This window comes from Amycolatopsis sp. NPDC098790 (assembly GCF_044759945.1).
GTDB lineage: Bacteria > Actinomycetota > Actinomycetes > Mycobacteriales > Pseudonocardiaceae > Amycolatopsis.
The window spans coordinates 530,702-543,384 of the sequence record NZ_JBIWAI010000003.1 but is presented as its reverse complement, the minus strand read 5'-3'; the positions used below and the strand labels follow the sequence as shown (position 1 = coordinate 543,384).

The following is a 12,683-nucleotide window of genomic DNA, read 5'->3' as shown; positions in this document are numbered from 1 at the left end:
CGTGCTCGATAGTCCTCGTGGAGAGGTTCGAGTTGTCCTTGAGCCAACGCTGTGCGCTCGCTCGGTAGGCTTCCATGCTGTCCATCGGGAACGTCTCGCCTGCCTGAACCAACATGCTGGTTTCCTTGAACAGATTCCGGATTACGTGGCTGGTAGCTCGCATAGGAACAGCGTGCATAAGCTCCACCAGAATGTCAAATCACGTGCTTTAACACAGTTGCCGGCGTACGGGGGAATTTTTTTAAAAGGCGGGGAAAACAAGACCGCCCGACTTGTGGGTTTTCTGGTCGAGTGCCCCGCCGCTTCGCGCGCCCGGGTCCCCGCTCGGATGATCGGCGCGGTGGCGTTGTCGCAGGTAGAGGCGCATCCTGGGATCATGGGCGGGAGAGATTTCGTAGACCGTGTGGTCGCTGCCGGGGAGCGGAAAGCGGCCCGCGACCAGGACAGGAACCGGCGACGCGCGGCCATTGAACGCGCCATACGGGTGCCCGCGCTGATCGGCGCGGGGATTCTCGCGCTGGTCGCGTGGTGGCTGTCCGGCTGGGAAATGTGGCCGTGGTTGTTCGGCGGGATCGGCGGTCTGCTGGCCGTGCTGGTGTTCGCCCGGCGATTGCCGCCGGTATGGCGGCTGACGGGGCCGCTGCTGGTGGTCGGGGTGTGGTTGCTGACCTATGTGGACCCGTGGTGGTGGGTGCTGCTGGCGGGGGTCGCGGTGACCGGTGCTGGGGTGGCCTCACTGGTGATGTTGCAGCTACGGGTCCGGCGGTGGCAGACACTGACGGCGCTTGCGCTGGGTGTGGCGATGGTGGCAACAGGATGGGTGATGCTGGCCGTGGACGCGGCCCGCCACGCGCGCCAGTCGCAACAGGAACTGGATCAGGCCCACGATGAGGCGGTGGCCCGGATCTTGCCTCACAGCCCCGGGAGCATGGTCAATTTCCTGGCGGAACGGATCGCCCGCCCGACGCCGGACGCGGTCGCCGACGCGTGTTTCGTCTTCGCGCCTGCTGCCCGTCAGCAACTCGCCGACGCCCGGCATGTGCCGGACTGCCCGGCCGCGATCCGCGCGATGGCAGCCGAGGTGACGGCGGCGGGCGACTACGTGAACAACCTGTCCCTCCCGGGGCAGGCGACACAGCCCAACCCGGACGGCACGCTGTTTGTGGACGCGTGCCATCTGGATTTCAGCGGGTTGACCGACGACACCCCGCATGCGAATCCTGGGCCGCAAATCGGGCGATTAACGCTTGCGCAGCAACGTGGTCAGGGGCATCTAGTCGTCGCATATCAGCCATGCGCCGGAGTGTGAACCGAGCCAACAGGACGGCTCGACCAGGGCGCGGAGGCGATAGGGTTCTGAGGTATGTCGGACGAACATGTTGACCGTGGCGTGAGCATCACTGTCCGGACGTTGCCCGGCGCGGTGGTGCTCAAGGTTGCCGGGGAACTCGACCTGGCTAGCGCTCCACAGTTGAGCAAGGCGATATTCACGCAACTGGGACATGACCCAGCGGGGTTGATTCTCGACCTCGAACACCTGACGTTCTGCACGTCAGCCGGACTACACGCAATGGCCCACGCGGCGACGGTGACGTCTACAAAAAAGATCTCGTTCGTGGTCGCCGCCGCGCAACGAACTGTGGCGCGCGTGTTCGAGATCGTGGGGATGAGCGAAGTCATCATGCTGGTTGCCGATTTGGACGCGGCGTACGCGTGGGTGACGGCGCCATCACCGCCGAACTCCGACGAGGAGGACGGCTGAAGTTGTCCAGACGACGGCGGGGGGCAACCAGTGCTGAACTGGTCGCCCCCCACTGTTCGCGCGGTGCTTCCGGGAACCCTCAGGTCTCACGGTGGGAGTCGGCGGGTATCCCAAGGCCGTAGATCGCCGCGACTTTCGCGGCCCATGCGTGTGAGCGCTCCGGAGCGTTCTTCAACTGTTCTTGCGCCCACTCCTCCGGGGTCGGGATCGGACGCTGCGAGGCGGCTCTCCTTCGTGGTCGGCCCGCAACGGCCCTGACGCGTCGACACCCCGCGCCGGTCGCCCGGTTCGACTGTGACGGTGTCGAGCCGTCTACGGCCCGCTCAGGCCGTCCTACGGCGGTGCCTCGCCGGGCTCGTCGGGACCGGTCGGTGCCCGGCCGGTCGCCGTCGTCCGGGCGGTCGGCACCGTCACCGTCTGGCGTGCTGGTCGCGTCCGGTGCGTTGTCGCCGGGCGGACTGCCGTCCTCTGCGTCACGGTGGTGGTCATAGTCGCTGCCTTTCGGGTCCTGCCGGATGGTCGTCTGCGGTGCCTGGGTGGTGTGGTCGGACAAAGGGCCGGTCACCTCCCCCCATCCGGTCGGCGGAGAGGCAGGGAGGGACCATCGTCGGTCCCGGAATCACCCCGGTTTCGGTCCGATCCGGGGTCTCGCCGGCGGTGGGTCCCTGGGGTCCCTGAACCGTGTTCGCCCAGGTCAGAGGGGGGACTTTCGGGCAGGGACCCGTCAGGGAGAAGTCCCTGAGTCCCTGCCGGGTCCCTGCCCGCATCCCTGCCGTCTCCGGGCCTGTCGTCGGCCCCGCTGCCCGCGTCGTCGCGGTCCCGGCGGGCGAGTGCGGCGGCCACGTCGTCGGCCCGGATGACCTTGTTCCCATCCGACTTGACCGGGGCGACCCCGTACGGCGCGAGGGCGGCCGTCAGGTCCCGGAACGTCCACTCCCCGTACTCCCCGGGATCGTGCCGAGCCAGCCGATTCAAGATCACCTGAGTGCGTAGCCGCTTCTCCCCATTCAGCACCGCCGCGACGTCGGCCAAGTGGTCGGCGACGACCGGTGCCGCGTCGAGCTGCGGGCGTGCGCTGGACTCGACCGCCCGGCCCATCTCCTCAATCAGCGCCACCGCCCGCGCGATGACCGGCGTGACATCGTCGGCCCCGTCCTCGAACGGCACGTAGAACGTGCGGACCAGCTCGAACGTCTCATCGGTGATCCCGACCGCGACACACGTTCCCCGGTCGGTGTTGATCCGCAACTCTGTTGCGCGGATACCGGCCGCGTACTTGCCCGACCCGAGCAGCCCGTCATTGGCCACCTGATCGGCCACGCTGAACGCCGCTCCGCACGACACGTTGCGAGTGACCTCCCGAGGGATGCTGTCCTTCGTCGGCGACTGAGTGGCCAGCAGCAGCACAATCCCGTACTTGCGTCCTCGCTTGATCAACCGCACCGCGAGTTCGGCGGCCTTCTTGCCGAACTTGGGGTGCTGGAACAACTCATGACACTCGTCGATCCCACACACCAGCGGGTGCAGGCCAAGCCCCGCCTTATCGGCCAGCTTGCGCGAGACCTTCGGCGGGCGGCCCGGCTGCTCCCCAAGGATCTTGCCGCGTCGCTCCATTTCGGACAGCAGATCGGCCAGCGCCTGCGTTGCCGCTTCGGCAACGCTGTCATCCATCCCCATCCCATAGCGCGACAGCCGGGGCCGGAACGGTTCGAAGTCCGGGGACTCACCCATCACGAACGCCCACAACTCCGCCGTGGGGTCCAGTGCCGCGCCCAGCAGGAGCGTCCGCAACGCCGCCGACTTGCCTTGCCCGGGACGGCCACCGATCAGCCAGTTCACCCCGACCAACGGCGCGTTGATCACCGTTCCACGTTGCGACAGTCCGAACGGGACACCCTCGAACACGTCGACCTGTCCATCGTGGACCAACGGCCATCCGCCGGCCCCGCCCCGCAGGACGCCCTTATCGGCGACCCACAGATCCAACACGCCGTCTTCATCTCCCTTGGTAGGCCACGTTTCCAGCGACGCACGCCCCAGGTTGGCGGCCAACTTGGACCGCCGGGCGGCGACCATGTCCGCGGTCACCCCGAGCGGCAACCGGACCTGAGCGAACGTCCCGTCACCGTCCTTACGCGCGGCCACGGTGTAGACCAGCTCGCCGCCGTCGCGGTAGAACCGGTCCAACGGCGCGATTCCCAAATGCGCCAACGCCTTCGAGATCATCCGTTCATCAATCCAGGAATCGGCGTCGTCACGGTCCGGGCGGACCAGCCACCCCGCACCCGGGGACCGGTCGCGTCCCTCGAAAGCCGCAGCCACCGCCCACACCACCGGAACCACGACCAGCAGCAGCGGAACCACGACAGTGAGCGCCGACCACACGGTGTCCGCTCCCATGTAGACGTCGGCCAGCCACGGCCACATGTCCGCCCGGTCCATCACCGAATCCACCAGCCACAGCACCCCGGCCACCGGAGCGGCAACCCGAACGGTCATCACCACCCGGCGCACGGCAATGCCGAGCTTCGCCCACCGCGCCGTGGCATCGGAGCGGATCAGCTCCTGCGCGGCCCGGCGCGCTTCGGCGTCTCCGGCCAGCCGTGCCCGGCGGGCATCCGCGCGAAGATCGGCGTAAGTGGCCCAGTTCCAGAACTTGACCAGCCACCGCCAGTTCCCACGCACCACAAACCACACCAGCCGGAACACGTCCTGCGGGACCTTCCGCACCCGGTAGGCGGCCAGCGAACGCGCCCGGACCATCGGCCCGGACCGCCACACCCGCCCGGCCGCGTCGGCGACCCGCCGCCACGCCGACACCCGACGCGGGACGGTGCGGCCCCGGGGTTGGGGCAACGTGTCGTCGATCAACTCGCCGTCAAGTACCGGGCCGACGTGTTCGACGTCCCGCCCGGCGGCGGGGGTCAGCGCGCCGTGGTCGTGGCTCTCCCGGTTCGGTTCAGTCATCAGCCCGCCCCCCCTTGCCGGTCTCCGCCGACAGGGCAGCGGCGAGCCGGGAGGACAAGCCCCGGGAACACCCCGTGGCTTCCCGCACCCACGCCGGGGTGATCTCCACACCGGGCGTCCACGCCGCCCGAGCGTCGGCGAGGTAGTCGGCGAACAGCTTCCGCCGGGCCGGTCGCGGTGCCGCCGGTTCACCAACCGGCCCGCTCAGCTCTCCTGCCGATTCGGTCGGTTCGAGAGCCGTCGTGTTCGGTTCGTGGACCGGGGCCGCCGGTTCAGGAACCGGGGCCGGTTCCGGCGTGGCCGCTCGGCCGGTGGCGTTCATGAACGCCACCGACACGGCGTCGGTGAGCTTGTCCCGCAGGTCGGTGACCGCTTCAGCGGCGACGAACACCACCAGCGGCGGAACCGAGTGCAGCACCACCCCCGCCGGCGAACCGGACACCCACGATGACCAGGTGTTCATCACATACGTGGCGGCCAGCGTGAACCACTTCGCCGCCCGTACCCATGCTCCCGTGTGGACCTGGTACCGGGCGGTGACCTGTTCGGCCCGCAGGATGGCCAGCAGGACCAGACACACGGTCGGGTCTAGCAGCCACGCCGTCAGCCACGGCAGCGACCCCACGGCCGAACCGGCGGCGGCGAACCACTGCACGTTGGCCGTGGTGAACGCCAACCCGAGCACGATCCCGGACCAGCACAGCCGGTCCACCTGAGACCGGACCCGCTCCACCCGCAGCGCCACCACGTCAGGGTGGGTCTGCCAGCGGCGGACGTCGGCCGCCTCTGCGGCATCCTGCGCCAGTCGTCGCGCCCGACCTGCTACGGCGGCCGCGTTCTCGTGGTTGGTGGTGGTCATCGGCGACCACCACCCCGGCGACCCGTGGTGTCCATGGACGTGACCGTGAGGGCACGCGTCAGGACGTAGGCCGCGATCAGGTCCGGCACTCCGAGGACCACCAGGACCAACGTGGGGTTGTGCACGTGGGTGAGCACCAGCCACTGAACGCCCGTGAACCCGGCACCCATGAACAGCACCCGCCCGGCCAGCGATACCACCCGCGAACTTGCCCGCGCCGCGTCGGCGGCCCGGCGAGCCTTCCGGGCGCTCCACCGCCAGACCATGAACAGGACCAGCAGCACCCCGACCCCGGCGAGGATCTGTGTCGGCGTGAGGTTGACGTTCATCGCGCCTCACCACCCCGGCGACGCGCCCACACCGGGTAAAGGGCACGCCGGTCGGTGTCCGGCAACGCGCCCCACACCCCGACCGTATCCGGCCCGGACGTCCGCAAGTCCAGTTCCCGGCACTGATCGATCACCGGGCACCCGGCACACATGCGGGCGGCCAACTCCCGATCCGGCGAGTCCACTCCGGACAGCTCCGGCATGTCGGCCCGGTCGAACGCCCAGAAACACAGACCGTCCCGGGCAACCACTTCGCTCAGCACGTCGCCCGGCACGTCGGCGTAGCGGTCAAGCTGAGCAGCCATCTCCTCGAAGTCGTATCCGGTCATCGCGCACCGCCGCCCAACGTCCGCCGCAGCTCAGCAGCGGAGATGACGAGACGGGAGCGACGTCGCATCGCACGCAGCACACCCCTACGGATTGCCGAGCACACGCACGACTCGGTGACTCCGAGAACCCATGCAGCCTGGGGAATCGAAACGAATGCGGCAGACGTCGCAATATGAGTTGTCGTTTTCATCAGTGTTTTGACCCTTACTCTTGGCTTCGACTCGCGGTTTGCGAGCCGTTGCCACTAAGTAAGCCGCCAGCACCAAGAAACGCCCATGCGCGGGCGTGAATATACTATTTCGACGGAGAATATCCGCAGGTCAGAGGGCATGTCGAACCCAACAGATATTCTCAGAAAGAATATTTAAGTCCGGATATTCTCAGGGAGAATATCCGACTACTGGGCACGCTTGATGTCGGCGAACAGCTCTCGGAAGTCGCCGCCCGCGCCTGCACCGTAGGTGTCTAGCTCGTGCTCCAGCTCAGACGAGACCATCAGCAGGGACGGGCGGCTGCGGCGGCCGTTCTGAAGGGCCTGGATGCCCAGCGCGGCGGCCTCGTCGACGTCCCCACGTCTAGCGGCGATGACGGCGAGCGTGAGCTGCGCTTCGGCGATGCGCATCGGAGCCACGGGGGTGCCCTCAGAGTTGACGCTTCGTCGCATGACCTCTTCGGCGTTGCGCTGGGCGAGCTGGTCCTCACCGACAATCCGATAGGTGTCCATAGCGTAGAAATCCCACTTGTCCGGATCAACGACAAAGTGGTTCTCTGGCCTGTCTGGGTATGGAAGGCGGCCCAAAAGTGCGCTACCTGTATCCAGGGCCTTATGGACTTCCTCGACATTACCCATCCGAGCGAATGCCTTCGCTTGCTGCCCGTAGAGCTGGACCGCCACAGAGTGAGACGGCGCGGCCAATGCTCCGGATTCGGCGGCAGGAATGACCGCACGGTAGTTGCCTGCCGTGAGATGAAACCACGCAAGCATTTCGTGTGCCCATCCGACGATTCCGGCATCCTCGGCTTCCTTGCCGAGTTCCATTGCCATGCGTCGAGTCGCTTCAGCTGATCGCGCGTCACCCAAATCGTATTCGAGACAACCAACCAGCAATGCCAGCATTCCAGCTTTTGTCAATATCTCGCGGTGTTGAGCGAGCGTCAGGCGGTTATTCAGAAGCTCAGTCATCTTGCCGAGCCATTCCTTACCCGCTGTCATCAATTCGCGGGCGTCCGCGTGAGCGTAATCACAGCACAGTTGCTCAACGGTGATATTGAGAGCATCGATCGTAGAGGAGTCGATTGCGGACGCGCGGACCCGACGAAGCAATTCGAGCGTGTCCATACCGGTGTTGACGACGAGAAGTTCGTCACGAGCCTGCGGAGTAATCAAGCCGCTCGACTGTGAATCCGGTCCGCCGCCGTCAGTGGTTCGCAAAGAACGTGGCAACCTAAGGCGGCTTTGACCGGGAAAGTCAAACCACAACAGGTGTTGCGGAAGGTGAAGAATTCGAGCGTAGTTTCGGAGGGTGTCAATGTTTTGCTCCGGCTTACCGTTTTCCAGTTTGCTCACCTGGGCCTGAGTTAGCCCTAGCCAGCGCCCAAGTAGTTCTTGGTTTAGCGCCTTGCCGAAAAGCTGGAGGTGACGCGGGTGGTTCCGGTACGCCTTGAACACTTTGCCGATATGTTGACTCGCGAACGCTGCCCGAAACTCGTCTGTCTCAAAGAATTCGTTCCGCAACTGAGCCGGAGGAGTTCGCAATTGGTCCCGCTGTTCGCGGTGGCACTTACTGCACAAGCGTGCCGTGTTATCTGCGGCAAGCGCACCCCCGCACCCTTGGCAGCTCCGGCCGCCGGAAGTGCCGGCGGCGCGGTTCTGCGGACCGCTGGGTGAACTCATCGGAGGTACCTCTCGCTATCGGCGCCATGTCCTGCTGATCAGCGTACCTACGGCGACTGGGTCTCACCAGGGAGTGAACCGGGCCACTCCTCAAAGGTGCGCTGACCTGCGGTTATGTCGCTCCGAGCATGCCGCATGCTCACGCCGACATAGACCAACCCTGCTGCGCAGCGTGACGGTTGCACCACAACGCCGGAGCGCCCTCGGACGCGACGGCCAGCACTGCCCTGACCAGCCCTGACGACCGAACGGCGACGTGACCTCATGATCCTCACGGCATCGCTCACTACTGGCGTGGCCCGAGTCACAAATGGAAGTTCGGCCTCGATTCGCCTGATCAACGAAATTCTCAATCTGGACCACGTCGACTGGGAAACAACGATGGCGGTCGGCGACGTCGAATATCATCGCAGCAAGGACGGTCCGTACCCTAACCATCAAATGCGGATCAGTGTCCGTCCGTCAATGGGGTTGGCGGCTCTGAATTATACAGATCACGATGACACGAATATGCCGATCGCTAATTCGTTCAATCCGAAGCGGCCACTTCCGGAAGTTGACCTCATATTCAACGGCACGACCGGAGCTGTCTTTCCGCGAACGGCTGCTATTCCAGTACTTGACGCACGCACCGCCATCCTTGAGTGGCTTGAGACTCGAAAACGTCCAAGCTGTATTCAGTGGCGCCCATACGACATCTACTAGCGAGGCCAGTTGCTTGACTGGATAGCTCGCGAAAATGAGTTGCACGCAGGGAAGACGACATGACAGCTACAATCGATCAGCCGCAACCAGTTTTGGTATCACTGCCAAGGGCCTACGGATACATGCGCGTGCCACTTGACGTACCAGACGAAAAAGTGTTTCGACTGGAGCAAGAAGTCAGAGCGTTTGCAGAATCTCGCGGACGTTACCTTGTCAGCTTCTTCTTTGAGTTTCATTGCGGCTCTCACGAGGCGTTCGAAGAGTTGTTGGAAGAGCTGGTTAAGCAAGATGTGCACTGTGTCGTGGTGCCAAGCCTGCGTCATCTGGCCCATCATGCACGTCTCCAAGATCTCATGCTGGAGCAAATGAACCGGGTCGCAAGTGCTGAAATAATGGCCATGCGAGAGCGGACCGAAATCGAATGAACCTGTCAGTAGAAAAACATGCCGTCATTGACGCCCTCGAAGCTGCGAGCAAAGGAACTCGGTGCCTTGCTCGCGACATTCGAGAGAACCGCCGATCATTAGACGGCGAGCGCAAGTATGCGGAGCACCTGCGTGATCTCGCTCGCGTTCTGGAGGTAAACGCAGTGGAGTACGACGAGATTCAAAACCCCTCCGCCTCCGTGGTCGAGTTAGCCTCTCGCCTGCCGCCGTGCCCCACCTCCCCGGAGTTTGAGCTTCTCGGTGATTTGCTCAGCCAGTTGGGAATTATGGTGCATCAGTTCAGTGTGCGGTACGCCGAAAGCTACAGGCGTCTAACGACTCCCGAACCGCCTGAACCCCCGTCGCCACTTTCTGCATAGAGGTCACGTCATGCCGAAGAGCGAACGTGCAGAGGTATTTGCTATGTGTGTCGAACCGGTGATCCAGTGACTGCCGGAGGACCCGACTTCGAAGCCGCTAGATCACGCGCGTTTGCGACGATCGCCGACTGTATTAGAACGGGCGATTTTGCTCCGGCCGTCTCCGCGATCGAGGAACTCATCGATGGGGGATACACGAAGATGCCGGTTGGCCTTATTCTTGCGGATACGTGCTTTCGGTTAGAGTTGGAGCGCTGGCCGCGCCTAGATAACTACGGATTTCACTTTCGCGCGATCCAACTGCTCTTCACTGGCGAGATATGCAGTGGAGACGAAATCAACAACGCAGTCGTCTGGGCGCTGCTTGAGCGGGGGAATGCGAATGGATGCCTTGAGGGACAACTGTACGACATGCTTATCGAAATGCTAAACAGTGCCGACGAAACAAGCGCCGAAGAGATAGATCGACTGACCCAGGGATTTACGCGTGGACCCGATAGCGAGTTTGAGTTCTAACCTTGCTGAAACGGACTGGTCAGCGGATCAAGCCAAATGTGATCGGCTCGCGAGGCAGCTCAATTCGCAGAAACGGGCCGTATTGCGCACGTTGTGGGACTGCGCGGGAAGGCTGACGATGTTCGATATTTCCCGGCGTAGCGGCGTCAGGATGGAAGAGGTCTACTCGATAGTCAGCAGGTATCTAAAGGATGGGGTAATCGTCGAGCAAGTAGTCAATGCGGGCACTCTTCGGCAACGTCGTTACTTCCACACTGGCCCATTCGGTGGCCCCGCCATACTTCCACTGAAAGACTGGTCATAGCGGAAGACATTCGAAGCGAACGCATCAAAGGAAGTGAGGATTCGGGCGCGTGAGTCAATCCCCGGTAAGTATTTCTGAGCACATCGGCGCCACCGGCGCCAACCTCGAATTGGTGGCGAGGCGCTTCGATTCCGGCGATGTTTCATCTCAAGAGTTGAGGGATTGCGCCGGTCTACTCATCGCATTAGCTCAAGCTCTTGAGCTTTATGCCGACAAGATGCCCGACTCAAATTCGGGTGGTCGTCACGCCCTCCGAGAGCCACCAGAATAATGGTTCTCTGGGGGATCGGCTCGCTGGTTGTCTTGGCAGTGCCGCTGATAGCGTTAGCGGTTTGGAGCTTCAGCGAGTACCGCAGCGGACGGAATCGGAGGAAATTTCTTAGTCGTTATCCAGATCGCTCAGTGGAGGGGCTCCGTAGCCGGACGACGCGCGATCTTGCCGATGCGGACACTGGTGTTATTCCGAAGATCGCCCGTAGTCAGCTTCCGCATGATCCGGACCTCGACGGGCGATTTTGCGGAACGCTGCCATTGCCTAAACGCCCCAGGACCTACGTGCAACGTTCGGTGCGTCGTGGAAGAAGGCCAGCATTGCCGCCAGACGACGAGCTTATGAAGCGCATCTTAGATGGGCTGCACAAGCTCAAATAGTTGTGGCGGTCTGTTGTAAATGGGAGTTCACGAAAGTCATGCCAGATCGAAAGCCCACCAAACAAGAAGAACAGGCCGCCGCAGCCGCTTTGGAAGCCGCCAGCAGGGGCGACATGCGACAGGCGCGCTTGTTGAATAGGCTGCTTGAGATGACAATTGAGGATAACGACGCGGCGGAATCCGATTCAGACTGATGCGAAGTCCCTCTCACGTGGACGTTAAAGTCACCGTTTGGCGCATCGATCAGCGCCAGTTATGGCGGAATCCAAGGTGTGGAGCGGTCCCTAACACCCCGCACTGATGCACCTGCGCCCACGTGGGTTTACCAGAGTTGAGCCGCCCGGCGCTGAAAGGACAGCGTCGGGCGGCTCCTCGATGCTCGGCCCAAAAGCGAACCCGAAAGCAAGCGAGCCGCCCGGCTCCTGCTTGAACAGGCACCGGGGCGGCCCATGGCTTCGCACGGCAGGATGAACAGGCACAGTAGGACCTGCCGGTACTGACTGATCATCTTGTCAGCGTGCGCAGGCCACGACGAGGGTAGGGAGCGGCGATGGCAGATAACAGCAGGCCAGCGCTTGATCTAGAGCGCATTAGAAGATTCGTAGTTGTCGCCGAGGAACTGAACTTCTCCGCCGCCGCGCGGAAGCTGCACATGGCCGCCTCTCCCCTCTCGCAGCGGATCAAGGACCTCGAACACGAACTCGGGCAGCCGCTCTTCGACCGCAGCACCCACCACGTCACCCTGACCGACGCCGGAACCGCTCTCCTGCCGCTCGCGCGGGACGTCCTCGACCGGGTCAACGCCATCCCCTGGAAGATGCGGGAGGCGACCCGGCCGCAGCGCAGCACTGTCTTCCTCGGCATGCCCGCCGGCGTGCACCCCGACCTGCGGGACCGCGTCAACGCCCTCGCCGCGCGCGTGCACGAGCACTACGAGCTGAAACGGTGGCCCGGCACCACCGCCGACCTCGTCCAGGGCGTGCACGAGGGCAAGCTCGCCCTCACCCTGGCCCGGCTGCCCGTCACTGATCCGGCGCTCGAGCAGGTGCCCGTCATGTCGGAACGGCTCGGCGCGGTCGTCCCGGCCGAGCTGTTCGCCGGGCGGGACTCGGTGAGCCTGGCCGAGCTCACCGAATTCCCGTACGTGGCCTCACCAGGGGAAATCACCCCCGCGTATTTCGACCAGCTCGACCACCAATTGGCGGAACTGGGCGTCAAGAAACGCATCCGGTTGACCAACACCGGCTACGGCGGGACGTCGGAAATCATTTCCAGCGGCGAAGCCTTTTCCATTTCCATGCTCGACAAGAAGAGCCCGATGCACGGCTACCGGCTCGACAACGTCATCGTCCTGCCCTTCACGGATTTCCGCCCCCAGCTGGACACCGGCCTGCTCTGGCGCCGCGACCGCGCCGACGGGGACCTGCGCGGGCTCGTCGAAGCCGCCCAAGAGATCTTCGCCGAGCCGCTGACCACCTAGAATGGTATGACCGCTGCGGTCATACCATTGTTCGCATCATGATCATTCCCTTTTCCGCCGGACGCGCCTACGTTCGTAAGT

At 63.8% G+C, this 12,683-nt stretch carries 12 protein-coding genes; 6 read left to right on the top strand and 6 right to left on the bottom strand.

The features are described 5' to 3' along the window. Positions 1–217: 217 nt before the first annotated feature. Entirely contained in the window at positions 218–1,309 is a 1,092-nt protein-coding gene (locus tag ACIQWX_RS27710) for a hypothetical protein (protein WP_400877001.1), read from the top strand. 54 nt (positions 1,310–1,363) lie between these two features. Continuing rightward, entirely contained in the window at positions 1,364–1,762 is a 399-nt protein-coding gene (locus ACIQWX_RS27705; RefSeq protein WP_400876999.1) for an STAS domain-containing protein, read from the top strand. Between the two features lie 333 nt (positions 1,763–2,095). Here ACIQWX_RS27705 and ACIQWX_RS27700 read toward each other — a convergent pair whose 3' ends face one another. The 6 genes from ACIQWX_RS27700 to ACIQWX_RS27675 all read right to left on the bottom strand — a co-directional run bounded on the left by ACIQWX_RS27700 (position 2,096) and on the right by ACIQWX_RS27675 (position 7,814). Continuing rightward, positions 2,096–2,251, bottom strand: coding sequence for a hypothetical protein (locus ACIQWX_RS27700; protein ID WP_400876998.1), 156 nt, complete (start codon positions 2,249–2,251; stop codon positions 2,096–2,098). Positions 2,252–2,323: 72 nt separating this feature from the next. Then, complete coding sequence (locus ACIQWX_RS27695) at positions 2,324–4,729, bottom strand: FtsK/SpoIIIE domain-containing protein (RefSeq protein WP_400876997.1); 2,406 nt, start codon at positions 4,727–4,729, stop codon at positions 2,324–2,326. Next, a complete protein-coding gene (locus tag ACIQWX_RS27690; protein ID WP_400876995.1) occupies positions 4,722–5,588 on the bottom strand; it encodes a hypothetical protein in 867 nt (288 codons plus the stop codon). The genes ACIQWX_RS27695 and ACIQWX_RS27690 overlap by 8 nt, the downstream gene beginning before the upstream one ends. Next, a complete protein-coding gene (locus ACIQWX_RS27685; protein ID WP_400876993.1) occupies positions 5,585–5,917 on the bottom strand; it encodes a hypothetical protein in 333 nt (110 codons plus the stop codon). The genes ACIQWX_RS27690 and ACIQWX_RS27685 overlap by 4 nt, the downstream gene beginning before the upstream one ends. Beyond that, a complete protein-coding gene (locus ACIQWX_RS27680; protein ID WP_400876992.1) occupies positions 5,914–6,246 on the bottom strand; it encodes a WhiB family transcriptional regulator in 333 nt (110 codons plus the stop codon). Before ACIQWX_RS27680 ends, ACIQWX_RS27685 begins: the two co-directional genes overlap by 4 nt. A 398-nt stretch (positions 6,247–6,644) precedes the next feature. Then, a complete protein-coding gene (locus tag ACIQWX_RS27675) occupies positions 6,645–7,814 on the bottom strand; it encodes an XRE family transcriptional regulator (protein ID WP_400876990.1) in 1,170 nt (389 codons plus the stop codon). A 591-nt stretch (positions 7,815–8,405) separates the two neighbouring features. Here ACIQWX_RS27675 and ACIQWX_RS27670 point away from each other — a divergent pair. From ACIQWX_RS27670 to ACIQWX_RS27655, 4 genes are all read left to right on the top strand, one after another. Further along, positions 8,406–8,846 carry an Imm1 family immunity protein gene (locus ACIQWX_RS27670; RefSeq protein WP_400876988.1) on the top strand — a complete coding sequence of 147 codons (441 nt, stop codon included), beginning with the start codon at positions 8,406–8,408 and terminating at the stop codon, positions 8,844–8,846. A 59-nt stretch (positions 8,847–8,905) separates the two neighbouring features. After that, a complete protein-coding gene (locus ACIQWX_RS27665) occupies positions 8,906–9,271 on the top strand; it encodes a hypothetical protein (protein ID WP_400876986.1) in 366 nt (121 codons plus the stop codon). Positions 9,272–9,717: 446 nt separating this feature from the next. Beyond that, the gene (locus ACIQWX_RS27660; protein ID WP_400876984.1) at positions 9,718–10,167 is read left to right on the top strand and encodes a hypothetical protein; all 450 of its coding nucleotides are present in this window, start codon (positions 9,718–9,720) and stop codon (positions 10,165–10,167) included. Between the two features lie 1,505 nt (positions 10,168–11,672). Beyond that, complete coding sequence (locus ACIQWX_RS27655; protein WP_400876982.1) at positions 11,673–12,602, top strand: LysR family transcriptional regulator; 930 nt, start codon at positions 11,673–11,675, stop codon at positions 12,600–12,602. Positions 12,603–12,683 lie beyond the last annotated feature (81 nt).